The 23074-nt window shown below is 29.5% G+C and carries 23 protein-coding genes; 15 read left to right on the top strand and 8 right to left on the bottom strand.

Annotation, left to right across the window (positions count from 1 at the left end; all coding sequences use genetic code 11):
• The first annotated feature begins 62 nt into the window (after nucleotides 1–62).
• The 6 genes from Q0714_RS09495 to Q0714_RS09470 all read left to right on the top strand — a co-directional run bounded on the left by Q0714_RS09495 (nucleotide 63) and on the right by Q0714_RS09470 (nucleotide 7101).
• A complete protein-coding gene (locus Q0714_RS09495) occupies nucleotides 63–2351 on the top strand; it encodes a type IA DNA topoisomerase (protein WP_298264492.1) in 2289 nt (762 codons plus the stop codon).
• Complete coding sequence (locus Q0714_RS09490) at nucleotides 2338–2913, top strand: pseudouridine synthase (RefSeq protein WP_298264491.1); 576 nt, start codon at nucleotides 2338–2340, stop codon at nucleotides 2911–2913. The genes Q0714_RS09495 and Q0714_RS09490 overlap by 14 nt, the downstream gene beginning before the upstream one ends.
• A gap of 114 nt (nucleotides 2914–3027) precedes the next feature.
• Nucleotides 3028–3486 (top strand): (2Fe-2S)-binding protein, encoded by a 459-nt coding sequence (locus Q0714_RS09485; RefSeq protein WP_298264490.1) that lies wholly within the window; start codon nucleotides 3028–3030, stop codon nucleotides 3484–3486.
• A gap of 2 nt (nucleotides 3487–3488) precedes the next feature.
• Nucleotides 3489–5681 (top strand): molybdopterin cofactor-binding domain-containing protein, encoded by a 2193-nt coding sequence (locus Q0714_RS09480; RefSeq protein WP_298264489.1) that lies wholly within the window; start codon nucleotides 3489–3491, stop codon nucleotides 5679–5681.
• A gap of 33 nt (nucleotides 5682–5714) precedes the next feature.
• A complete protein-coding gene (xdhC, locus tag Q0714_RS09475) occupies nucleotides 5715–6479 on the top strand; it encodes a xanthine dehydrogenase accessory protein XdhC (RefSeq protein ID WP_298264488.1) in 765 nt (254 codons plus the stop codon).
• On the top strand, nucleotides 6469–7101 hold the full coding sequence (locus tag Q0714_RS09470) for an NTP transferase domain-containing protein (RefSeq protein ID WP_298264487.1): 633 nt from the start codon (nucleotides 6469–6471) through the stop codon (nucleotides 7099–7101). The genes xdhC and Q0714_RS09470 overlap by 11 nt, the downstream gene beginning before the upstream one ends.
• Before the next feature lie 4 nt (nucleotides 7102–7105).
• On the opposite strand, the gene Q0714_RS09465 is transcribed toward Q0714_RS09470, so the two are convergent.
• Together Q0714_RS09465 and Q0714_RS09460 are read right to left on the bottom strand one after the other, a co-directional pair.
• Nucleotides 7106–8728 (bottom strand): SulP family inorganic anion transporter, encoded by a 1623-nt coding sequence (locus Q0714_RS09465; protein ID WP_298264486.1) that lies wholly within the window; start codon nucleotides 8726–8728, stop codon nucleotides 7106–7108.
• A gap of 98 nt (nucleotides 8729–8826) precedes the next feature.
• Complete coding sequence (locus Q0714_RS09460; protein WP_298264485.1) at nucleotides 8827–9408, bottom strand: NUDIX domain-containing protein; 582 nt, start codon at nucleotides 9406–9408, stop codon at nucleotides 8827–8829.
• Between the two features lie 7 nt (nucleotides 9409–9415).
• Here Q0714_RS09460 and pyrE point away from each other — a divergent pair, with 7 nt between their 5' ends.
• Both pyrE and Q0714_RS09450 read left to right on the top strand, forming a co-directional pair.
• Complete coding sequence (gene pyrE / locus Q0714_RS09455) at nucleotides 9416–10057, top strand: orotate phosphoribosyltransferase (protein WP_298264483.1); 642 nt, start codon at nucleotides 9416–9418, stop codon at nucleotides 10055–10057.
• Nucleotides 10058–10066: 9 nt separating this feature from the next.
• A complete protein-coding gene (locus Q0714_RS09450; RefSeq protein WP_298264481.1) occupies nucleotides 10067–10456 on the top strand; it encodes an SRPBCC family protein in 390 nt (129 codons plus the stop codon).
• A 19-nt stretch (nucleotides 10457–10475) separates the two neighbouring features.
• On the opposite strand, the gene Q0714_RS09445 is transcribed toward Q0714_RS09450, so the two are convergent.
• Nucleotides 10476–11213: a biotin--[acetyl-CoA-carboxylase] ligase gene (locus Q0714_RS09445; RefSeq protein WP_298264480.1), complete on the bottom strand. Its 738-nt coding sequence runs from the start codon at nucleotides 11211–11213 to the stop codon at nucleotides 10476–10478.
• Nucleotides 11214–11299: 86 nt separating this feature from the next.
• On the opposite strand from Q0714_RS09445, the gene rsfS reads away from it, so the two are divergent.
• Genes rsfS through Q0714_RS09410 form a run of 7 tightly spaced genes read left to right on the top strand, consistent with a single transcriptional unit; the run spans nucleotide 11300 to nucleotide 16688 of the window.
• The gene (gene rsfS, locus Q0714_RS09440) at nucleotides 11300–11671 is read left to right on the top strand and encodes a ribosome silencing factor (RefSeq protein WP_298264478.1); all 372 of its coding nucleotides are present in this window, start codon (nucleotides 11300–11302) and stop codon (nucleotides 11669–11671) included.
• A gap of 30 nt (nucleotides 11672–11701) precedes the next feature.
• A complete protein-coding gene (gene ftsH / locus Q0714_RS09435; RefSeq protein WP_298264476.1) occupies nucleotides 11702–13669 on the top strand; it encodes an ATP-dependent zinc metalloprotease FtsH in 1968 nt (655 codons plus the stop codon).
• A 44-nt stretch (nucleotides 13670–13713) separates the two neighbouring features.
• Nucleotides 13714–14301, top strand: a complete 588-nt coding sequence (locus Q0714_RS09430) for a hypothetical protein (RefSeq protein WP_298264474.1) — start codon at nucleotides 13714–13716, stop codon at nucleotides 14299–14301.
• 3 nt (nucleotides 14302–14304) lie between these two features.
• Nucleotides 14305–15120, top strand: a complete 816-nt coding sequence (locus tag Q0714_RS09425; RefSeq protein ID WP_298264473.1) for a phosphatidate cytidylyltransferase — start codon at nucleotides 14305–14307, stop codon at nucleotides 15118–15120.
• Between the two features lie 2 nt (nucleotides 15121–15122).
• Complete coding sequence (locus Q0714_RS09420) at nucleotides 15123–15773, top strand: phosphatidylserine decarboxylase family protein (RefSeq protein ID WP_298264472.1); 651 nt, start codon at nucleotides 15123–15125, stop codon at nucleotides 15771–15773.
• A gap of 20 nt (nucleotides 15774–15793) precedes the next feature.
• Nucleotides 15794–16054, top strand: coding sequence for an acyl-CoA-binding protein (locus tag Q0714_RS09415; RefSeq protein WP_298264470.1), 261 nt, complete (start codon nucleotides 15794–15796; stop codon nucleotides 16052–16054).
• Nucleotides 16055–16076: 22 nt separating this feature from the next.
• The gene (locus Q0714_RS09410) at nucleotides 16077–16688 is read left to right on the top strand and encodes a YceI family protein (RefSeq protein WP_298264469.1); all 612 of its coding nucleotides are present in this window, start codon (nucleotides 16077–16079) and stop codon (nucleotides 16686–16688) included.
• 48 nt (nucleotides 16689–16736) lie between these two features.
• Here the strand turns inward: Q0714_RS09410 and Q0714_RS09405 are convergent, their stop codons facing one another.
• The 5 genes from Q0714_RS09405 to Q0714_RS09385 all read right to left on the bottom strand — a co-directional run bounded on the left by Q0714_RS09405 (nucleotide 16737) and on the right by Q0714_RS09385 (nucleotide 23014).
• Entirely contained in the window at nucleotides 16737–18704 is a 1968-nt protein-coding gene (locus Q0714_RS09405; protein WP_298264468.1) for a DUF349 domain-containing protein, read from the bottom strand.
• 129 nt (nucleotides 18705–18833) lie between these two features.
• Nucleotides 18834–19580 (bottom strand): shikimate dehydrogenase, encoded by a 747-nt coding sequence (locus Q0714_RS09400; protein ID WP_298264467.1) that lies wholly within the window; start codon nucleotides 19578–19580, stop codon nucleotides 18834–18836.
• Nucleotides 19573–20595 (bottom strand): DUF368 domain-containing protein, encoded by a 1023-nt coding sequence (locus Q0714_RS09395; protein WP_298264466.1) that lies wholly within the window; start codon nucleotides 20593–20595, stop codon nucleotides 19573–19575. The genes Q0714_RS09400 and Q0714_RS09395 overlap by 8 nt, the downstream gene beginning before the upstream one ends.
• A 2-nt stretch (nucleotides 20596–20597) precedes the next feature.
• The gene (locus Q0714_RS09390; protein WP_298264465.1) at nucleotides 20598–21530 is read right to left on the bottom strand and encodes a DUF368 domain-containing protein; all 933 of its coding nucleotides are present in this window, start codon (nucleotides 21528–21530) and stop codon (nucleotides 20598–20600) included.
• Between the two features lie 35 nt (nucleotides 21531–21565).
• Complete coding sequence (locus tag Q0714_RS09385) at nucleotides 21566–23014, bottom strand: tetratricopeptide repeat protein (protein WP_367181339.1); 1449 nt, start codon at nucleotides 23012–23014, stop codon at nucleotides 21566–21568.
• Nucleotides 23015–23074 lie beyond the last annotated feature (60 nt).

Genomic DNA, 23074 nt, shown 5'->3' with positions numbered 1-23074 from the left:
TGATTCTCTTTTAAAATTCACCTAAAATTACGTAATTTGAACACTTCAAAAAAAGAAAATAAATGAAAGTTTGTATAGCTGAAAAACCAAGCGTAGCAAGAGAAATAGCTTCTGTATTAGGAGCCAATACCAAACGCGAAGGTTATTTTGAAGGCAATGGTTATGCTGTAACTTATACTTTTGGGCATTTATGCACACTTTTTGAACCGAATGATTATAAACCACATTGGAAAAGTTGGGATTTGAATAATTTACCAATGCTCCCTGAAAAGTTTGAAACCAAAGTAGTTACAAATGATGGTATCAAAAAACAATTTAACATTGTTAAAAGTTTATTTGATAAAGCTGAAGTTATTATAAATTGTGGTGATGCTGGGCAAGAAGGAGAACTTATTCAACGTTGGGTTATTAATCAGGCTAATTATAAAGGAGAAGTTCAACGCTTATGGATTTCATCATTAACTACTGAAGCCATTAAAGAAGGGTTTGAAAATTTGAAACCTTCCAAAAATTATGATAATTTATACTATGCCGGATTTTCTAGAGCCATTGGAGATTGGTTATTAGGAATGAATGCTACCCGATTATACACGGTAAAACATGGTGGTTACAAACAAGTGCTGTCGGTTGGCAGAGTACAAACCCCAACTTTAGCCATGGTTGTCAATAGATTTAAAGAAATTGAAAATTTTAAGCCGCAGCCTTATTGGGAACTTCAAACCTTATACAGAGAAACACTATTTAACTGTGAAGAGGGTCGATTTTTAAAGAAGAGAGATGGAGAAGTTTTAGCCAATAAAGTAAAAGAAAGTGACTTTGAAATTGTTTCAATAACCAAAAAAGCTGGAAAAGAATATGCACCAAAATTATTTGATTTAACAGGATTACAAGTATATTGTAATAATAAATTTGGATTTTCAGCAGATGAAACCTTAAAAATTGTTCAAAAATTATACGAACAAAAAGTAGTTACCTACCCAAGAGTAGATACCACTTTTTTACCAAATGATTTGTATCCAAAGGTTCTAGGAATTTTAAAAAATTTAACCAACTACAGTTCTCTAATTCAACCTTTATTAAACCAGAAAATTAGAAAATCTTCGAAAGTTTTTGATGATAAAAAAGTAACCGATCATCACGCAATTATCCCAACTGGAGTGCAAATTAATTTACAATATAATCAACAACAAGTATATGATATTATTACCAAACGTTTTATTGCTGTTTTTTATGAAGATTGTAAAGTTGCAAACACTGCTGTAATAGGACAAGCTGCTGAAGTTACTTTTAAAACTACTGGAAAAGAAATTGTAAAAAAAGGTTGGAGAATTGTTTTTGAAACAGCTGAAAATACTAAAAAAGAATCTGGAATTCTTCCTACTTTCACCAAAGGTGAAAAAGGACATCATGAACCTTCTTTTTTAGAAAAAGAAACAAAGCCACCTAAGCATTTTTCTGAAGCAACTCTTTTAAGAGCTATGGAAACTGCTGGTAAACAAGTGGATGATGATGAAATGAGAGAACTAATGAAAGAAAATGGTATTGGACGTCCATCTACCCGAGCAAACATTATTGAAACACTTTTTAAACGCAAATACATTATTAGAAACAAAAAACAAATTTTACCTACAATTACTGGTATTCAATTAATTGATATTATTCAAAATGAATTATTAAAATCTGCCGAGTTAACAGGAAGATGGGAAAAAAGATTAAAAGAAATTGAACAAGGAACTTTTAACGCTGGAACTTTTATAAAAAACATGAAAAAAATGGTAGACCATTTAGTATATGAAGTTCGTTCAGAAACTATTAGAGCAAATATTTCAGCTACTACCTCATCTAAAAATAATAAAAATTCGGCTAAAGAACTTAAAAAGAAAAAAGGAATCACTATTGAAAATTGCCCAAAATGTACTACCGGAACTATTTTAAAAGGTTCTACAGCTTTTGGTTGTAGCAACTACAAAAATGGATGTAATTTAAAACTTCCTTTTAATTATTTAGGTAAAAAAATATCTGAAAAACAATACATTAGATTAATTCAAAAAGGATGTACTGTTAATTTAAAAGGCTTTAAAACTGAAGAAGGAAACGTTGATGGATTAATTCGTTTTGATGAAAACTTCAATCTTAAATTAGAACAAAAGAAAACGATAAAAAAAACAGACACTCTAACTTGTCCAAAATGTCAAACAGGAACAATATTGAAAGGAAAATCGGCTTATGGTTGTAGTAATTACAAAAAAGGTTGCAACTTTCTTTTTAGCTTTGAAGACATCAAAAAAAAAGCTGCAGGCTCTAAAATTACCAAAGAATTAGTATTACAAATTATAAATGGACAAGTTTAAACATCAACATTTTGCAATGTATAAACCTGACGGCTATTTAAGTCAATTTACAAATAATGATGTAAGTAAAAACAAAAAGAAGTTGTTAGGAGAATTTTATACATTTCCAAAAAATATTATGGCAATTGGCAGATTGGATGAGCCATCAGAAGGGTTACTACTACTTACCACAAATGGAAAAACCAGTGAATTTATTAGGAGTCGTAAAATAGAAAAAGAATACTTGGCACAAGTAGATGGCAACATAACTTCTAAAGCTATTGAAATGCTAAAAAAAGGAGTTGAAATTAGTGTTGAAGGCAAAAAATACTTAACCAATCCCTGTGAAGTTTCTAAATTAAATGAACACCCTGTTTTACCAAAAAGGAATAAAAAAATTAGAGATGATAGGCACGGTCCAACAAGCTGGATTTCGATTACAATTACGGAGGGCAAATTTAGACAAGTACGAAAAATGACTGCTGCTGTTGGTTTCCCAACACTGAGATTAGTACGAGTAAGAATAGGACATATTAAACTACAAAATATGATTCCTGGAGAAGTAAAAAAGATTAACCTTTAAAGCTATAAACACCTACAATTGCCCGTTAAAATCTTGTTAAACAACTTCTTCCTTAATAAATTTCAAAAAATATTCTTATCTTGTTGTTTCAAACTAAACTACTAAATTTATAAAATGATCACACTTCAAATAAATGGAGAAAAACACCAAATCGATGTTTCTCCAGAAATGCCTTTACTATGGGCAATTAGAGATATTATTGGACTTACAGGAACAAAATATGGTTGTGGTATTGGAGTTTGTGGGTCTTGCAAAGTTTTATTAAACAACTCTCCTGTACAATCTTGTATGATTCCAGTATCAGTAGCTGAAGGTCAAAATATTACAACTATTGAAGGTGAATCAAAAAACTTACAATTACTACAAGAATCTTGGGGAGAATTAAACGTACCTCAATGTGGATTTTGCCAACCAGGACAATTAATAGCTGCAACGGCTTTACTTGATAAAAATGACAATCCGACTGATGATGAAATTGATGAAGCGATGATTGGAAATATCTGCAGATGCGGAACCTATCAACGCATAAAAAAAGCAATTCACAGAACAGTTGAACTTAAAAAACAAAACTAATTATGAAACCTATAAAAAATGTAAGTCGAAGAAGTTTTGTTAAAAGTATTGGTTTAGCCTCTGGCGGATTAATACTAGCTTGTAACACTTCTGTATTTTCTGACAAAGAAAAAACTCCAGAAAATTTAATCAATTTTAATCCAAATTTATTTGTTCAAATAAATTCTGATGGAAGTGTTGTTTTAATTGCCTCTCGTTCTGAAATGGGCAACGGAGTTAGAACTTCATTACCATCGGTAATTGCAGATGAAATGGAAGCTGATTGGTCTAAAATTAAAGTTCAACAAGCCGTTGGAGATAAAAAATATGGCGATCAAAATACCGATGGTTCAAGAAGCATTCGTTATTTATATGAGCCTATGAGAAAAATGGGAGCAATTGCAAAAGCAATGTTAATTAGTGCTGCTGCACAAAAATGGCAAGTTCCAGAAGTTGAATGTTCTGCAGAGAATCATTTCATAATACATACAAGTGGAAAAAAAATTGGTTTTGGAGATTTAGTTGAAATTGCAAAAACTCTTGAAATTCCTTCAGATGAAAGTTTAACTTATAAGAATCCTAAAAATTTTAAATATATTGGCAAACATTTAAAAGGAGTTGATGTTAAAGCATACGCAAATGGCAGTGCTATTTTTGGGCTTGATAAACGTTTGCCCCACATGAAATTTGTTGCTATTGCACGTTGCCCTGTTACTTTTGGAAAAGTAAAATCGTTTGATAAATCAGCTGCTTTAAAAGTTTCTGGTGTAGAAGATGTAATTGAAATCCCTCGAATTGAAAAACCTTTTGGTGCCCTTGGAGGTGTTGCGGTAATAGCCACAAATACTTGGGCCGCTTTTAAAGGTAAAGAAGCTTTAAAAATTGAGTGGGATTTTGGTGAAAACCAACAATATGATTCTGAAAAATACATGAATCAAATTACCCAAAATGTTCACAAAGAAGGTAAAGTTGGAAAAAATCAAGGAAATATAAATAATGCTTTTAAAAATGCTCACAAAACCATTGAAAGCACTTTTCAATTACCACACTTAGCACATGCTCCAATGGAAGTTCCAAATGCAGTTGCTTGGGTACAAGGCGATACTTGTGAAGTTTGGGCTCCAACTCAAGCACCACAATCAACAAGAAAAGAAATCACAGATTATTTAGAAACTACAGAAGATAAAGTAACCATTAATGTTACCTTTTTAGGAGGTGGATTTGGAAGAAAGTCTAAACCAGATTACATTGTTGAAGCAGTAATAGCCTCCAAAGCCTTAAATGCACCTGTTCAAGTTGTTTGGACTCGTGAAGACGATATCAAGCATGGTTATTATCATACCACCAGTGCTCAATATATGAAAGCTTCATTAGATAAAAATGGCAAAGTAACTGGCTGGCTACATCGATTTGCATTGCCTTCTATTGTTTCAACATTTCAACCTGGAGTAGGTTATGCTGCTGGTTTTGAAATTTCAAGCGCTGCAAATGTTCCTTTTGAAATTGATAATTTAAAAGTTGAAATTGGACAAGCCCCAGCTCATGTTCGTATTGGATGGCTGCGTTCAGTTATCAATATTCCTCACGGTTTTTCAATCAATGTATTTGCTGATGAATTAGCTTATGCTGCTAACAAAGATCCTTTAGAGTTTCGATTAAATTTAATTGGTAAAAACCGAATTGAAGACACTCAAGATCCTATAAAATATGACACTGCTCGTTTAAAAAATGTTTTGAAAATTGCCGCAAAAAATGCTGAATGGGGAAAAGAATTACCCGAAGGTCATGCTTATGGATTAGCAGTACATTATAGCTTTTATTCGTATGTTGCTTCCGTTGTAGAAGTTTCAATGAAAAACAATAAAGTTAAAGTTCATAATGTATATACCGCTATAGATTGCGGAACTGCAGTTAATAAAAATACTATCACCTCTCAGATGGAAGGAGCTGCCATTTTTGGAATGTCTTTAGCTTATTATGGTAAAATAACAGCTAAAAATGGAGCTATCGAGCAAAATAATTATAACGATTATAAAATGATTCGAATGAATGAAATTCCTAAGGTTCATGTTGAAATTGTAGATAGTTCTGAAAAACCGACAGGTGTTGGTGAACCTGGTGTGCCTGTAATTGCTCCAGCAATTATAAATGCCATTTATAAACTTACAGGGAAACGCTGTTATAACTTACCTTTAGCTGATTATGATTTGGTCTAATTACATAAAACATACACATTAATTAAAACCTTAATGAATAACAATTGGATTGAATTACTTTCTGAATTTAAACATAAAAAACAACCTATTGCACTGGTTACTGTAACAAAAATTTTAGGATCAGCTCCTTGTAAAGTTGCATCTAAAATGATTGTAACAGAAAAAAAAGATATTTTTGGAACTATTGGTGGAGGAAAACTTGAATTTCAAGTAATTGATGAAGCTATTACTGCTATTACTGAAAATAAAATTAAAGAATTTTCATATACATTAGGACCTGAATTTGAACAGTGCTGTGGTGGAAAAGTTGAATTAATTATAGAACCTATGAATCAACAACCTGAGTTGTACTTATTTGGAGCAGGTCATATTGGTGTGGAATTATGTAAAATTCTAAAAGACACGCCATTCAATATTACGCTTTTAGATATTCGCAAAAATTGGCAAGAAACTTTAAGTCTTGACCAAAGTATTACATTTTCTAATGTGGATTTTGACTTATACAAACACACTGTTAATTGGGGTGACAACTGTTATATAGTTATTATGACTCACGATCATAAATTAGATTTTGAAATTACTGCGCTAGCCCTAGATAGCAAAACCAAATATATTGGTTTAATTGGAAGTAAAACCAAAAAGAACAAATTTAATAATATGCTTAAAAATGAATTAAGTTTCAAAACGGGAATTTCACCTGTAAACTGCCCTATTGGTTTAGACTTAGGAGGAAATTCACCCAAAGAAATTGCAATTAGTGTTGCTGCTGAGTTGTTAAAAATTCATTATGGAAAATAAGAAGGCTTTTATTTTATTAGCTGGAGGGAAATCTGAAAGAATGGGTGTTGCAAAAGGATTACTAAAATATCAACAAACTTTTTGGATATTAGAACAACTAAACAGAATTTCAAAAATTTCTATAAAAGAAGTATATATAGGTCTGGGTTATTATTATGACCACTATTTCTCAGCCATTCCTTGGCTTAAAATTGCACAAAAAAAAACCTTCGAATTTCAAGGATTAAACGTAAAAACTGTAATCAATAAAAACCCTGATTTAGGTTCATTTTCTACGCTTCAAACCGTTTTAAAAGCTATTCCAAAGCAGACAACTATTTTAATAAACCCAATTGACACTCCCCTATTAAATTCAGAAGAGTTGGCTAAACTTATTTCTGAAAAAAATGAGGTTGTATTTCCAAATTTTGAAGGCAAAAATGGACACCCAATAAAAATAAGTTCTCGAATTTGGAATAATTTTTTAACTATAAATACTAAAGATAAAAACGCTAGATTAGATTTTCAACTAAAAAAAGTAAGCCCTACCAAAATTACAATTGTAAATGTTTCTGATAGGGCAATTATTTTAAATTTAAATACAAAAAAAGAATGGGTTTCTTTTTTAAAAACACTTAAATAATAACTTATTTTTCAAATAGTCCTTTTGTAAATTTTTCTGGATTTGCTGCTAAATGGTAACGGGGATCGTCAACTGCTTCTTCAATAACTTCTTGAAATTTTGGATTGGATTTATACAACAATTCTTTACATTCCTCGCTCAAATGTTTTAAATGAATTTTTTTGCCAGCTGTTTCATATTTTTCAACCAAATTAAAAATAGCTTCTAATGCTGAATGATCACTTACACGAGATTCAATAAAATCTATTTCAACAACGTCTGGGTCATTTTTTACATCAAACTTTTCATTAAATGCAGAAATTGATCCGAAAAATAAAGGACCCCATATTTCATAAATTTTTGTACCATCATCTTTCATTCTTTTTCGCGCCCTAATTCTTGTGGCATTTTCCCAAGAGAAAACCAATGCACTAACAATTACCCCTGCAATTACAGCAATCGCTAAATCAAAAATCACAGTTAATGTTGATACCAAAATAAGAACAAATAAATCTGTTTTAGGAATTTTATTTATAATTCTAAAACTACTCCAAGCAAATGTGCCAATAACAACCATAAACATTACTCCAACCAAAGCCGCAATCGGAATTTGCTCAATATATTCAGCTCCAAATAAAATAAACAACAGCAACATCACGGCAGCTACAATCCCTGAAAGCCTTCCTCTTCCACCACCTTTAATATTGATAATTGATTGACCAATCATGGCACAACCTCCCATACCTCCAAACAATCCAGTAACTATATTTGCACTTCCTTGTGCTACACACTCTTTATTTCCATTTCCTCTTGTTTCGGTTAAATCATCAATTAAATTTAGAGTCATAAGAGATTCAATCAATCCAATAGCTGCTAAAATTAAAGCATAAGGAAAAATGAAAACAATAGAATCCCAAGTAAATGGAATTTTAGAAAAGGTTTCTAATTTCAATGTTGGAAAGCCTCCTTTTAATCCTGTTCCTCCACCATCTCTTATAAAAGAACCTACAGTAGCGACATCAAATTTTAATAGAATAGCTATGGTACTAACTACTAAAATTGCTATTAATGCTTCAGGTAATTTTTTAGCTTGCCTAATTTTTGGCAATCCCCACATTATAAACATTGTTAAAGCTACTAGCCCAATCATTAAATACAGTTGACTTCCTTGCAACCAAGTCTTTTCGCCTTCAATTGTTTTTTGAAACATCCCCAATTGAGAAATGAAAATTACAATAGCTAAACCATTAACAAAACCCATCATTACTGGATGTGGAATTAAACGGACAAATTTACCTAACTTTAAAACACCTGCTAAAATTTGAATTATTCCCATCAATATAACTGTGGCAAACAGATAATATAAACCTAAATTTTCTCCGGGCTCTCCTAGAGCATTTCCTTCTGAAACTAAAGTTACCATCACTACCGCCAAAGCACCTGTAGCACCTGAAATCATTCCTGGACGACCACCAAAAATTGAAGTAATTAAACCCACCATAAAGGCAGCATATAAACCAACTAATGGGTCAACTCCTGCAACAAATGCAAACGCTACAGCCTCTGGAACCAAAGCCAAAGCTACTGTTATTCCAGATAAAACATCATTTCTTACATTTGATACTCTTTTCTCAATAAATTCAGTCATAATTTTAATTTTCAAAAAGCGGCAAAGGTAATGAATTAAATTTAGCTAAGTTTTTAACTATTTATTACTTAATAATCAAAAAGGTAATTTAAACCAACTTAAAACAACAACTTAATATTCTCATAAGTATTATGTAATGCAGCATTAACTGCTACTTTATTTTTAAAAATTACTTTTTTAATTCCTTCTTCAGTTTGAGGGGTAAGTTCTCCTGTAAAACTGGTTCTCATTAAAAACCAATACGTAATTTTTAAAATTGTCTTATTTTTTCGTTCAAAAATGTGATAAGTAGTTTCTAATGGATTTTGTATTGTAAGCTTAGAAATTCCACATTCTTCCTCAACTTCTCTAATAGCGCATTGTTCAATAGATTCGCCTTTTTCTAATTTTCCTTTTGGCAAATCCCATTTATTCAATCTGTAAATAAACAACACTTCATTTTCTATGTTTAACACCTTTCCTCCTGCGGCTTTTTGAATTTTAAACAACGATTGAAACTGTTTCCAATCATTTTCTAAATGATCACATATTAAATAAATACCTGATAATTTCTTTTGAAATAAATCATTTATAATTGATTTAATTTCAGTAAGATTAAACTTTACCTTCTTATAGTTTGTTGAAATATTATTATTTTCTGTCAAAAATATTGGACAGTCATTCACAAAAACTTTATACATTTGCATTATGATTATGAGCAAAGATACTGCAAAAAAAACTGCTGAACTTTTATTACAAATAAAAGCTATCAAGCTACAACCAAACGACCCATTTACTTGGGCTTCTGGATGGAAATCGCCTATATATTGCGATAATAGAACAACGCTTTCTTTTCCTAAAATAAGAAATTATCTAAGAGAAAATTTGGCGAATATTATTGAAAAAGAATATGGTAAACCCGATGTAATAGCTGGTGTTGCTACTGGTGCTATTGCTATTGGAGTTTTAGTTGCACAACATTTAAACTTACCTTTTGTATATGTTAGACCTGAACCTAAAAGTCATGGTAGAAAAAATCAAGTCGAAGGTTTTTTAGAAAAAGGTAAAAATGTTGTTGTTATTGAAGATTTAATTAGTACTGGTAAAAGCAGTTTAAATGCCGTAAAAGCATTAAAAGAAGAAGGTGCTAATGTAAAAGGAATGGTGGCCATTTTTAATTATGGCTTTAAAATTGCTGATGAAAATTTTGAAAATGCCAACGTAAATTTAACTACATTAAGTGATTATGAATATTTACTTGAGCAAGCTTTAGATAGCAATTACATATCATCTAGTGAGTTAGAAACACTTAAAAACTGGAGAGAAAATCCAAGCAAATGGAATCAATAAAATAACGTTATGAACTTAGAAACTAAAAAAACTATCATCCCAAGATCTCAAAAAGATTTTTTCAATTTTTTAACCAATCTTGAAAATTTTGAACAGCTAATGCCTGAAAATAAAACTAAATTTGAAGTGGATGGAGATTCCTTTATTTTTGGTTTAAAAGGAATGCCGGAAATTAGACTAGTTATCAAAGAAAAACAAGAATTTGACAAAATTGTTTTAGGAGCGGCAAGTAGTAAATTAAACTTTTCACTTACAGCTACAATTACCGAAGTAACTGAAAGTTCTTGTGAAGCACAATTATTATTTGAAGGTGATTTTAATCCAATGATGGCGATGATGGTAAAAGGACCACTTCAAAAATTTATTGATACATTAACCGACAATGCTTCAAAAATTTAAGCATTTATTTTAAATAATTTTAACGGCTCGCAAATTTTACTTCCTTTAAACTAAATTTGCGAGTTGTTTCGTTTTCCAATTCAATTATTAGCATCCCGCTTTCTTCAACATCTATAATTTTACCCAAAAATAACTCATCGTTAGCATCCACAAACATCGATGGTTTTTGAAATTTATACAGAGCTTTCATATAACGTTTTTTCAAAAATACAAACTCCTTTTTCTCAATAAATTGAACATAATAGCTAATTGAGTTTACAATTTTATTTAATAATTGATCTGCATTAAAATGAGTTCCAGAAATATTTTTTAAAGAAGTCACATTTTCAATGTCTTTTGGAAATGATTCTTGATTTAAATTAATTCCCATACCAATAATAGATTGCCTAATAAAATTTCCCTTTAACACATTTTCAATTAAAATTCCAGCTACTTTGTCGTTTTCTGCCAATATGTCGTTTGGCCACTTAATAAACAATGACACATCAACTCGTTTTTTTAACACCTCTAATAAACCTAATGAAACCGCCATACTTAAATAAAATTGATAAGCAATTTCAAATTCTTTAAATTTTATTAAAATACTGAATGTTAGATTTTTACCATAGTCAGAAACCCAGTTAGTTCCCATTTGACCTCGCCCTTCAGTTTGATGTTCTGCAACAACAACCGTAAAAGTATCTAAATCACTTTTTTGTGCTAACTTTTTTAAGTATGAATTTGTAGAATCAATGGCACTAAGTTTGATTATGTTCATTTGTAATTTATAATTTTAACAAAGTTACTTAAATAACAATTTATGATAAAAAAATAATAACTTTGTAACGAATAAAAAAAATATTAATGACAAAAAGAAAAGTAAGTACAGACGACTTAATAGCGGCAATTTTAAAAGCAATAGATGAAATTAAAGGTGAAGATATTCAAATTTTAGATTTGAGAGAAATTGAAAATACGGTTTGCGACTATTTTGTAATTTGTACAGGTACTTCTAATACACATGTAAATGCCATTTCAGGTATCGTACAAAAACAAGTAAGCAAGTTAACAAAAGAAAAACCTTGGCACGTTGAAGGTGAAGACACTAGTGAATGGGTTTTGTTAGATTATGTGAATGTTGTAGTACACGTTTTTCAAAGACAAACTCGTGAATATTACGATATTGAAAGTTTATGGGGAGATGCTAAAATTACCACCATAACTTCAAACAACTAAAATTTTAACTTATTGTAATTAAAGAAAAAAATGAGTCAGAATAAAAAAAATACAACAAATAAAAATATAAAGCCTCCAAAGTTTAACTTTTACTGGGTGTACGGAATTGTTTTGGTATTATTTATAGGATACCAGTTTTTTAATAGTGGAAGCTTATCTTCAAAAAACTTAAGTCAGAATGAGTTTGAAACCATTTTAACTGAAGGAGATATCGATAAAATACTAATTGTTAATAGAGATATTGCCAATATATTTATTAAAAGTGATGCCTTAGAAAAAGAAAAACACAAAAAAAATAAAACCTCTCTATACTCAATTAATACACCAATGTATTATTATAATTTTGGTGATTTACAAAACTTTGAAAAAGAATTAAACATTAAAAAGAGTGAAAATAACTTAGATTTTGATCTTAAATATGAAGAAAAAACAAACTTCTTAGAACAAATATTTATTTATTTACCATTTATATTTTTAATTGGTTTATGGATTTATTTTATGAGAAGAATGTCTGGTGGTGGTGCTGGAGGTGGCGGTGGCCAAATTTTCAGCATAGGAAAATCTAAAGCTAAATTATTTGATCAAGATCAAAAAGTAAAAACTTCTTTTAAAGATGTAGCAGGTTTAGAAGGAGCAAAAGAAGAAGTTCAAGAAATTGTTGACTTTTTAAAAAGCCCTGATAAATATACTGCATTAGGAGGTAAAATTCCAAAAGGAGCACTATTAGTTGGCCCTCCTGGAACGGGTAAAACTTTATTAGCTAAAGCAGTAGCAGGTGAAGCAGGTGTGCCATTTTTCTCACTTTCTGGGTCTGATTTTGTTGAGATGTTTGTAGGTGTAGGAGCATCTCGTGTTCGTGATTTATTTAAACAAGCACAGCAAAAGTCCCCTTCAATTATTTTTATTGATGAAATTGATGCCATTGGTAGATCGCGTGGTAAAAGTAATATTACAGGTGGAAACGATGAAAGAGAAAATACACTCAATCAATTATTAACTGAAATGGATGGCTTTGGTACCGATACCAATGTTATTGTGATAGCTGCAACAAACAGAGCTGATGTTTTGGATAAGGCATTAATGCGTGCAGGAAGATTTGATAGACAAATTTATGTAGACTTACCAGATTTAAAAGAACGTGAACAAATTTTTAAAGTTCATATCAAACCTATTAAACTTCATAAAGATGTTGATATCTCATTTTTATCTCAACAAACCCCTGGTTTTTCTGGTGCAGATATTGCTAATTTATGTAATGAAGCTGCTTTAATAGCTGCAAGAAAAGGAAAAAAAGCAGTACATCATCAAGATTTTTTAGATGCTGTAGATAGAATTGTTGGTGGATTAGAAAAGAAAAATAAAATTATTTCACCTAAAGAAAAGAAAACTATTGCATTTCATGAAGCTGGTCATGCAACGGCAAGTTGGATGCTAGAACATGCGGCTCCATTAGTAAAAGTTACCATAGTACCTAGAGGACAATCATTAGGTGCTGCTTGGTATTTACCTGAAGAACGTCAAATTGTTCAAGCTGAACAAATGTTAGATGAAATGTGTGCTACGTTGGCTGGTAGAGCTGCAGAAAAATTAATGTTTGATAAAATTTCAACTGGAGCACTCAACGATTTAGAAAAAGTTACTAGACAAGCAAAAGCAATGGTCACAGTATATGGACTGAATGATAAAATAGGAAATATAACTTATTACGATTCTTCTGGACAATCTGATTATAATTTCACAAAACCTTATAGCGAAGAAACTGCTCAAGTAATTGATAAAGAAATTTCTCAAATTATTGAAATTCAATATCAAAGAGCCATTCAAATTTTAAGTGATAATAAAGATAAATTAATTACACTTGCTGAACTTTTACTTGAAAAAGAAGTTATTTTCAAAAAAGATTTAGAAACTATTTTTGGTAAAAGAGCTTTTGAAGTAGAACCTAAAGAAACGACCACTGAAACCAATTCTGAAAATTCATTAGAAACAGAAGAGTAAATTCATTAGTTTTTTATAATTTTGAATTTATTCAATAAAAGTTAATGAGTTTTTTTAAAAAGTTATTTAATACTCCTAAACCAAAGGAAACTAAAGAAGATAGTTCAGATTTTCAAAACTTACCCATTGATCAAATTTTTGTCAAAAATTTCATCAAAAATAGTGGTAAGTTTTTGTATTGTACTACCTTACAAGAAGTCTCTTTAAATTTAAAAAATATCATTCAAGAAAATTCTTGGGATACAATAATTTGTAATGAAAGTGATTTACTGAAATTAATTAAAACCATAAACGTCAAAACAACAAGCAAATTAAATGGAGAACTGCCATTTTTTGTGAGTTGTGAGCATTTAATTGCCGAAAATGGAAGTATTTTATTTTCTTCAAACCAATTAAAAGAGCTTAAAATATCAGAATTATCTGATAATTTTATTGTTTATGCAACAACCAGCCAATTGGTAAATACCAAAGGTGAAAGTTTAACAGGAATTAAAACGCGTTATCAAGGTAATATTCCCAATAATATTAGCGCAATAAAAAATTACAATCCTAATTCCAAAGAAGATGACTTTATGAGTTATGGAAATACCAATGCAAAAAACTTATATTTGTTACTTTTTGAAGACCTATAGTTTATGAAGAAACTTTTAAAACGGGCACTCTCAGGTTTTATTTTTGTTAGTGTTTTAATATTTTCCATATTATACAGTAAAATAACATTTATTGGCCTTTTCTTTATAATGATGATGTTTTGTTTGTATGAGTTTAAGAAAATGATACAACTTAAAAGTGTTTTTCCTTATTTAATTGGAACCTTATTATTTATTTTTGGAAACATTTTAAATGTCGATGACTTACCTTCAAGAATTATTTTTGAATATGTTGGTGTTGCATTATTTTTAACCATTTTTATAACTTTTGCATCTATCTTATTTGCTAAAAAAGAAGAAGTTATAAGTCATTTAGGGAAAATATTCTTATCCATAATTTATATTGTTGTACCTTTTACATTAATTGTTCAAATCCCTTTTTTAAATGCAAGGTTTAACTATGTAAACACTACTATTTTAGGCGTTTTTATTCTAATTTGGACAAATGATACATTTGCATTTTTGGTAGGTAAAAATTTTGGGAAAAGAAAATTATTAGAACGTATTTCTCCTAATAAAACTATTGAAGGCTTTATAGGAGGAATGGTTTTTACCTTTATAGCTAGCTTTGTTTTGGCAAGTCAATTTGATAGTCATACACTTATTCAATGGATAGTAATTGCAGGAATAGTGAGTATCTTTGGCGTATTAGGAGATTTAATAGAATCTATGTTTAAAAGACAAGCGGGTGTTAAAGACAGTAGTAACTTTATTCCTGGACATGGTGGTTTTTTAGATAGGTTTGATAGTGTTATCTTTGCAGCACCATTCATATTTATATACTTACAAGTAATTCAATAATTATGTTTCATAAAGAAGGTTTTAAAATAATTTTAATTGCAACATTTATTGTTGGTATAGGTATTATCGCTATTGAAAATGTTGTTTCCATAAATTGGTTAAATAAATTATTGGCAGCTACTTTGTTAATATTTTATATACTTATCTTACAATTTTTCAGAAATCCTAAAAGAACCACTAATATTAACGATTCTACTATTGTTGCACCTGTTGATGGTAAAGTAGTAGTAATAGAAGAAGTATTTGAAAAAGAATATTTTAAAGACCAGCGTATACAAATTTCAATTTTTATGTCTCCACTTAATGTACATGTAACAAGGTATCCAATGAGTGGAAAAGTAAAGTTTAGCAAATATCACCCAGGAAAATATTTAGTAGCTTGGCATCCTAAAGCTTCAGAAGAAAATGAGCGAACTACAATTGTTGTAGAAAATAAAAAATTTGGTGAAGTATTATACAGACAAATAGCGGGTGCTTTAGCTAAAAGAATAGTCAATTACGCTAAACCATCTATGGAAGTACTTCAAGGATCTGATGCAGGATTTATAAAGTTTGGATCTAGAGTAGATATCTTTTTACCTTTAAACACTAAAATTAATGTAAATTTGAATGATAAAGTAAAAGGAGGAGAACAAATAATTGCTACTTTATAGTTATTTATAAATACAAGCTAATGGGAAAAGAATTAGATATTGAATTTAAAAAAGCTTACAAAATAGCATCCACTACAAAAATTAAATTACCACCAGATGTAATGCTTCAATTTTATGCATATTATAAACAAGCAATAAAAGGGAATAATTATGAAAGACCATCTGGCAATGTTCAGCTTAGAAATGCGTTTAAACTAAATGCTTGGATTCAACTTAGCCATCTAACAGAAGATGAAGCAAAAATAAAATACATTCAACTAGTAAATAAACATCTAAAATAACTACTAATTAAAATTAACAATTATGAAAAAAATACGAATACTAAGTATGCTATTGGCAATTACCTTAATTTATTCTTGTAAAGAAGCTCCTAAAAAAGAAGTGAAAAAAGAAGAATTAAGTTATTCAATAGCAACTGAAACATCTACTATAAATTGGACTGCATTTAAAACAACAGATAAAGTACCTGTGAAAGGCCAGTTTACTGAGTTTTCAATTGAAAATTCAAAAAAAGCTTCAACACCTCTAGAAGCTTTAGATGGAATCAAATTTAAAATTCCCGTAAGCAGTCTATTTACAAAAGATACTATTAGAGATGGAAAATTAAAAAAATTCTTTTTTGGTGTTATGAAAAATACCACCTTTCTTTCAGGTACAGTTCATACTACAAATCAAAACACTGGTACAGTTGATTTAAATATGAATGGGATTACCCATACTTTGCCTATTACTTTTGTTTTAAGTGAAAATAACGTAGTAATTAATGCTGAAATGAATGTTGATAATTGGCAAGCTCAAGAAGCTTTAATTAGTTTAAATGAAGCATGCAAAGATCTACATACTGGACCAGATGGAGTTACAAAAACTTGGAGCGAAGTAAAAATTGAAGTATCCACCAATTTTATACAAAATTAAAAAGAAAGAGCCTCTAATTAGAGGCTCTTTCTTTTTAATTCTATTTTTTTAATAATCTATTCTTTTTAGATATTCTAATTTGGCTTTCCAAATTTCAAGCTTTTCTTTAAAGACATTGATATTATCTCTTACATTTTTAACTAAAGGATTGTCTTCAGTTACATTTGAAATAAAACCAATATTATTTTCAAGCTGTTGTATTTCTCTTACAATTTCATCAATCTTTTTTCTAACAAATAATTGTTCTGAATCCAATTTACGATAATCTTTTTGTTCTAAATAACCATTCACTAGGTTTTTAAACTTAATCATCTCTACCTCTTCCTTATCAATATCAGTTGAATCAACAATTTTATCTAACAATTTATTAAATTTAACCTCAACATGACGCATTTCATAGGGAACTCTACCTAATTCTCTCCAATCATTCACATAATCTTTAAGTTCGTCTAAAGTAATCTCATCTTTAGATTCTGCAGATTCTTTAATTTCTGTTAATAGTTCTTTCTTCTTATTAAAAACTTCTAATTGCTCTTTATTCCCAGCATCTTGTTTAGAGTGCAGTCTATCAAAATAATGATTACAAGCATCTTTAAATTGCCTCCAAAGCTTATCGGAATATTTTTGTGGCACATGACCAATCTTTTTCCAATCTGCTTGAATCTTCTTCATGATATCTGTGGCAACGTCCCAATCTTCACTATCTTTAATAGATTCTGCTTTTTCTATAAGTAACTTTTTGGCATTTAAATTTTCTAAATGAGCTTTTTTTACTTCTTTAAAATACTTGTTTTTTGCACTGTTAAATTTTCTAGTTGCTTGCTTAAATTTAGACCAAATTTGATCACTTTTTGCTCTTGGAACTTGACCAATTTCAAAAAACTTTTTACGTAATTTTTCAATTTCTTTAATACTCTTTTGCCAATCTGATCGAGTTTTATTACTTAAGAAATCTAAATTTTCAATTTCGGATATGACTTCTAGTTTTTTATCTATATTTTGTTCAAACTTAGATTTTAATTCTTTAAAGAAATCATGACGTTTGTCATGTACTTTTTTGGTTGCTTCACTAAAACGCCCCCAAACTTCATCTCTATGTTCACGTGGAATTGGGCCTATATCTTCTTTCCACATCTTATGCAATACTTGTAATTCTTTAAAAGCTAAATTAATATCATCCAATTCTGCTAATTCTTCTGCTTTTTCAACAAGTTTTAATTTTTCTTCAAAGTTATGTTTAAAATCTAAATCTCTTAAATCATTATTTAAATGCAATAAATCATAAAACCGTTCTACATGATGATGATAGGTTCTCCAAGTATCGTTATATTTTGCTCTTGGAATTGGACCTATTTCTCGCCATCTATCCTGTATATTTTTAAATAATTTATACATTGTTGCTCCATCAGCATTGTCAATTAAGTGCTTTAATTCTTCAATTAAATCTAACTTAGCTTGTAAGTTTTGTTTCAACTTACTTTCTTGTTGTGCATAATATTCATTACGTTTAATTTTATAATCGTAAAGAATACTATTATAGGTAGATTTTATAGGGTTGTTATATTGAAAATCAACAACATTACCACCTTCAGCTAAAAACTTTTCTTTTTCTTTTTTTAAAAGTTCTCCAAACTTAACATTGAAACTGTTTTTTATACTATTTACGTTGCTACTAATACTTTGAACCTTGTGTTCTTTAACAAGTACAGCTAACTCAGCAACTAAATCTTCTAAACTTAATTTAGAATAGTCTTTATGCTCAATTGCAGTTTCATCATCATTTTCTGAACTTTCCGCAATTTTACTCTCAATTTCATCAACTGCTTTATTGTTAGTACCAGCTCCTTCTTTTATGGTAGGTTCTGGCTCTTTTGTTACATTGTCTTCTACAGCAATAGGCTTACTTTTTGTGTTTTCAGCATGTTCTACTACTGCTTTTTCATCATTTAAATTTTCAGTTGTTTTTGAAGTTGAATTGTTTTCTTCTGCCGGTAATTTGTTGTTCTCGTCTAACATATAAAAATGTTTAAGGTTCGTTTAATTATATTAAATAATAATTTTCAAAATAGCAAATCTTATGATATCCTATTTCTTAATTAAGATGTTAAGTTGCTTTAACAGTTGCGTAAATTTACGTAATTCTTTTTATGAATTCCATATTTCCCATGACTTTTCGGCTTGTAATTCGAGCATTTCAAGTCCATTTTTTATTACCGCTCCTTTTTTTTCTCCTTCATTTAAAAATTTAGTTTTTGCAGGGTTATAAATTAGATCATATAATAAATGATTTGAGGATAAATAATGATATGGGATTTTGGGTGCATCATCTATATTTGGATGAGTTCCAATAGGTGTACAATTAATTATAATTGTATATTCCTTTAAAATATTTTCATTAAGTTGAGTATATAAAAACCTGTTTTCAGCTAGCTTTCTTGAAACAAATTTATATTGTATTTTCATCATTTTTAAGGCATAAGCAACAGCTTTAGACGCCCCTCCGGTTCCTAAAATTAGAGCTTTTTTATGATGAGTTTTTAAAAGAGGTTCTATCGATTTTTGAAAACCATAAAAATCTGTATTATAACCTATTAATTTATTTTCATCAGTAATTTTTATTGTATTTACTGCTCCAATTTCTTTTGCATTAGATTCAATTTTATTTAAGTATTTAATTACTGATTCTTTATAAGGTATGGTTACGTTTAGCCCTCTAAACTCATGTTCTTTATGGTACAAAATAAAAGGGAATTCTTCTACTTCTGGAATATCAAAGTTATAGTATTTATAAGATTTAAGTCCTAATTTTTGAAATTTTTCAGTAAAATATTTTCTTGAAAATGAGTAGGATATATTTTTTCCTAACAGCCCAAATTTAATTCTTTTATTCATCTATGTATTCTTTTCTTTCTGAACCGTATTTATCAATTAACAAAATAATTCCTGCACCAATTATTACAAATAAAATTGCTATCCAAGTTTCTTTGTTTGTAAAGTCAGGAAAGTATCTGGTATAATTTTCAATTACTTCGTTTCCATTTGCGTCAAATAAAACGTTACCATCAACTACTTTATAAACCACTTTTTTCCAAGGCCAAACAATTCCTAAAGATCCTGCTATAAACCCAATAATAACTGCTGTTACTATTTGATGCCAACGTTTTAAAACATAACCTAAAATATGTGAGGTGAACACCAACCCAAAGGCTGAACCTCCAGTAAATGATGCTATAATTTTTAAATACCTAATTCTTTCATCATTATCCATAAAACTGAAATCACCTGTAAAAATTTCAGTAATGGTTTTAAATAACATATTTACAGAGTCGACCAATAACAATACATAGTTTCCTAATAAAATTAAAATAAACGACCCAGATAAACCTGGTAAAGTCATCCCCGAAACACCAATAATACCACAAGCAAATACAAACCATAAATTGTCGTTTTCTTTTGCTGGGTTCATAAAGCTTATAGCTACTCCTAATGAAATTCCAATAATCATAGCTACAATATTTCTAGTTTTCCAATTATTAAAATCTTTTGAAATGTAATAAATGGAACCTAATATCATTCCAAAAAAGGAGCTCCAAACATACAGCTCATATCTTTGCAGTAAATAATCAAGAACAAGTGATACGCTAAAGTAGCTAAACATACTGCCTCCAAAAACTAACAATAAAAAAGTTGCATTTGTGTAATAATAAAAACTTTTGAACCTTCCATTAATTAGTAGTAATAAAGCCTTATAATTTATTTTTTTGAATGAATAAATCATTTCTTCATAAAAGCCCAATACAAAAGAAACTGTACCTCCTGACACGCCAGGAACTTTATTTGCTGCCCCCATTGACAATCCTTTAATAAAAAGGAAAAATTTATCTAACAAACTACGTTCCCTAGCCATAACTACTTTTTTGATGAAACTTTAGCCAATTTTTCTAATAAAATAATTACTAAAAAGCCAATTACAGCTAAAATTATTGCCATTGCTATTTGAGGTTCTCCTTCATAAGAAGAAGGCAAAATACTTTGCTCATTAAAAGGAACTTTTACACCATGAGAATTTAAACGCCATGTTAATGTTTGCTTCCAAGGCCATATTTTATTTAAGGATCCTAAAATAAAACCTGTTAACATTGCTAAAGTAAAATTTCTATAATGATTAAATAGCCACTTTAAAATTTTGGAAAAAAATAACAGCCCAACTATTGCTCCAGTGGCTAAAATTGCCAGTAATTTGAAATCTTTGTTATGGATTGCATCTAAAACTGGTTTATAGGCGCCTAGTAAAACCAAAATAAAAGAACCTGAAATACCGGGCAAAATCATTGCGCAAATTGCAATTGATCCAGCCAAAAATATAAAAAGTGGAGAAGAGTTTTCTGTTACTAAAGGTTGTAAAGTTGTTATATAATAAGCAATCAGAGCACCTACAATAAACAAAAAAATAGTCAACAAATTCCAACGTGTAATTTGCTTTCCTATATATAAAATACTTGCCAATACTAAACCAAAAAAGAATGACCAAACAAGTATTGGTTTGTTTTCTAACAACCAAGAAATTAATTTGGCTAAAGATGCAATACTTATAAAAATACCAATCAATAGAGCAATCAGAAAATTTCCATTTATGGTCTTCCAAGCAGCTTTTAAGCCTTCGAATTTTAGAACTTTTAATGTTTTTAAATTTACTGAACTTATTGATGTTAATAATTCTTCGTAAATACCTGAAATAAACGCAATGGTTCCACCAGAAACTCCAGGCACTACATCAGCAGCACCCATAGCGATTCCTTTTAATGAAATAATTAAATATTGTAACAGATTTCTTTGTTGCATAAGCTCTTAAAAGTTATTGAGCAAATGTAACATTTTTATAATGAAGTTTTTTTGTATTGAGTTATAATATCCTTGACTTCTTTCATTTTGTAAACCTCCGGAAATAACTCTTTTATTACTGTGTGGTATTCAAAATCAATAGTTAAAGCATTAATTAGGTGAATTTTCCCTTTATGAGAATTGTTAAATTTAAAATACAAACCACTTAACCTGTATTCAATTTCTGCAAAATCATGGAAAAAAGATTTAGCTTTTAGTAAATTTTTTAAAGCATCTTCAAACTCTCCTAAAAAACATAAAACATCACTTAGCCCAACCCAAATTGAAATGTCAAAATCTTGCAATAAAATACATTTTTCAAAAGCGGTTACTGCCTCTTCAAAATAGTTTAATTTTAAATTAATTTCTGCATATTTTCTCCAATACAACGGATTTTGGTCATCAATTTCAATAGCTTTTTTAACATAAAATAATGCTTTGCTATATCTTTTTTCCTTTAAACTTAGATTGGTAACTGCCATCCATCCTTTATCTAAAAGAGGATCTTCATGAACTGCTTTTTTATAATACTCAATGGCAAACTTTACATTATCAATTTTTTCGTAACATTCACCTATTCTTAGAAACACAAATGAAGTTGGATCATCTAATTTTAATGTTTCTTTATAATTTTCAATGGCTTCTTCATACTTATTTAATTGCTCTAAGGTTTTAGCTTTTTCTAAATAAGCTCCAACAAAATGCTCATCTATTAAAACTGCATAATCAAAAGCTCTTAGTGCTTCTTTATAATTTTCTAGTATAAAATATTGACGTCCTAATTGATGCCAAGCAACTTCACTATAAGGGTCTTCATCAATATACTTAGTTAAATAAGTTATTGCTTCAGTATGTTTCCCTTCCATATCAAAACAATAAATTACATTATAAAGCGAAGAATAATCTTCAAAATCTACTTCTAAACATTTAGCAAAGTGAAATCTAGCTTCATCAAAATTATTTAAAAATAAATATTCCATTCCTATCAACGCTAAAATATCAGCTTCATCATCAGTATATGCCAATGCTATTTTTAATGATGTTATTGCCTTTTCATGTTCATCATTTTTAGAAAAAATATTTGCTTGTTGTACATAAATTTCTTCATTGGTAGGTTCAATAGCCTGTAATTCCTTTAACAATAAAGTAGCTTCTTTTGTTTTACTTTCAAATATTAGCAATTCTGCTTTTAATAATTTTAATGTAATAGAGTTTGGGTGTTGTTTTAAACCTAAAGCAATTGCTTTTTTAGCCAAGGAATTTTTACCAGAATCTAAATAATAATGTATAATCTCTTCAAACTCTGCTGAATCAAAAAAATAAACACTATTGGTTTTAAGCATAGATTCAAATTTTGATAAAGGAATATTATTTTCTTTTGGAGTTAAAGACATAAAGAAGTAGCTATAAATTAGTACTGGAATAAAAGTACAAGAACTAAACATCAAAATTGATTACAACTTCTAAATGTTTTTAACAAATTAATTAACAAAATGCTTTATATT

Source organism: uncultured Lutibacter sp., from assembly GCF_947493565.1.
Taxonomy (GTDB): domain Bacteria; phylum Bacteroidota; class Bacteroidia; order Flavobacteriales; family Flavobacteriaceae; genus Lutibacter; species Lutibacter aestuarii.
Note: the sequence above shows the minus strand (reverse complement) of the source record. Positions and strands in the feature narration are given on the sequence as shown.

Excerpts from the sequence above, each read along its gene's own strand:
- Q0714_RS09495 (WP_298264492.1), top strand. The coding sequence starts at position 63 with ATGAAAGTTTGTATAGCTGAAAAACCAAGCGTAGCAAGAGAAATAGCT.
- Q0714_RS09490 (WP_298264491.1), top strand. The coding sequence starts at position 2,338 with ATGGACAAGTTTAAACATCAACATTTTGCAATGTATAAACCTGACGGC.
- Q0714_RS09485 (WP_298264490.1), top strand. The coding sequence starts at position 3,028 with ATGATCACACTTCAAATAAATGGAGAAAAACACCAAATCGATGTTTCT.
- Q0714_RS09480 (WP_298264489.1), top strand. The coding sequence starts at position 3,489 with ATGAAACCTATAAAAAATGTAAGTCGAAGAAGTTTTGTTAAAAGTATT.
- xdhC (WP_298264488.1), top strand. The coding sequence starts at position 5,715 with ATGAATAACAATTGGATTGAATTACTTTCTGAATTTAAACATAAAAAA.
- Q0714_RS09470 (WP_298264487.1), top strand. The coding sequence starts at position 6,469 with ATGGAAAATAAGAAGGCTTTTATTTTATTAGCTGGAGGGAAATCTGAA.
- Q0714_RS09465 (WP_298264486.1), bottom strand. The coding sequence starts at position 8,728 with ATGACTGAATTTATTGAGAAAAGAGTATCAAATGTAAGAAATGATGTT.
- Q0714_RS09460 (WP_298264485.1), bottom strand. The coding sequence starts at position 9,408 with ATGTATAAAGTTTTTGTGAATGACTGTCCAATATTTTTGACAGAAAAT.
- pyrE (WP_298264483.1), top strand. The coding sequence starts at position 9,416 with ATGATTATGAGCAAAGATACTGCAAAAAAAACTGCTGAACTTTTATTA.
- Q0714_RS09450 (WP_298264481.1), top strand. The coding sequence starts at position 10,067 with ATGAACTTAGAAACTAAAAAAACTATCATCCCAAGATCTCAAAAAGAT.
- Q0714_RS09445 (WP_298264480.1), bottom strand. The coding sequence starts at position 11,213 with ATGAACATAATCAAACTTAGTGCCATTGATTCTACAAATTCATACTTA.
- rsfS (WP_298264478.1), top strand. The coding sequence starts at position 11,300 with ATGACAAAAAGAAAAGTAAGTACAGACGACTTAATAGCGGCAATTTTA.
- ftsH (WP_298264476.1), top strand. The coding sequence starts at position 11,702 with ATGAGTCAGAATAAAAAAAATACAACAAATAAAAATATAAAGCCTCCA.
- Q0714_RS09430 (WP_298264474.1), top strand. The coding sequence starts at position 13,714 with ATGAGTTTTTTTAAAAAGTTATTTAATACTCCTAAACCAAAGGAAACT.
- Q0714_RS09425 (WP_298264473.1), top strand. The coding sequence starts at position 14,305 with ATGAAGAAACTTTTAAAACGGGCACTCTCAGGTTTTATTTTTGTTAGT.
- Q0714_RS09420 (WP_298264472.1), top strand. The coding sequence starts at position 15,123 with ATGTTTCATAAAGAAGGTTTTAAAATAATTTTAATTGCAACATTTATT.
- Q0714_RS09415 (WP_298264470.1), top strand. The coding sequence starts at position 15,794 with ATGGGAAAAGAATTAGATATTGAATTTAAAAAAGCTTACAAAATAGCA.
- Q0714_RS09410 (WP_298264469.1), top strand. The coding sequence starts at position 16,077 with ATGAAAAAAATACGAATACTAAGTATGCTATTGGCAATTACCTTAATT.
- Q0714_RS09405 (WP_298264468.1), bottom strand. The coding sequence starts at position 18,704 with ATGTTAGACGAGAACAACAAATTACCGGCAGAAGAAAACAATTCAACT.
- Q0714_RS09400 (WP_298264467.1), bottom strand. The coding sequence starts at position 19,580 with ATGAATAAAAGAATTAAATTTGGGCTGTTAGGAAAAAATATATCCTAC.
- Q0714_RS09395 (WP_298264466.1), bottom strand. The coding sequence starts at position 20,595 with ATGGCTAGGGAACGTAGTTTGTTAGATAAATTTTTCCTTTTTATTAAA.
- Q0714_RS09390 (WP_298264465.1), bottom strand. The coding sequence starts at position 21,530 with ATGCAACAAAGAAATCTGTTACAATATTTAATTATTTCATTAAAAGGA.
- Q0714_RS09385 (WP_367181339.1), bottom strand. The coding sequence starts at position 23,014 with ATGTTTAGTTCTTGTACTTTTATTCCAGTACTAATTTATAGCTACTTC.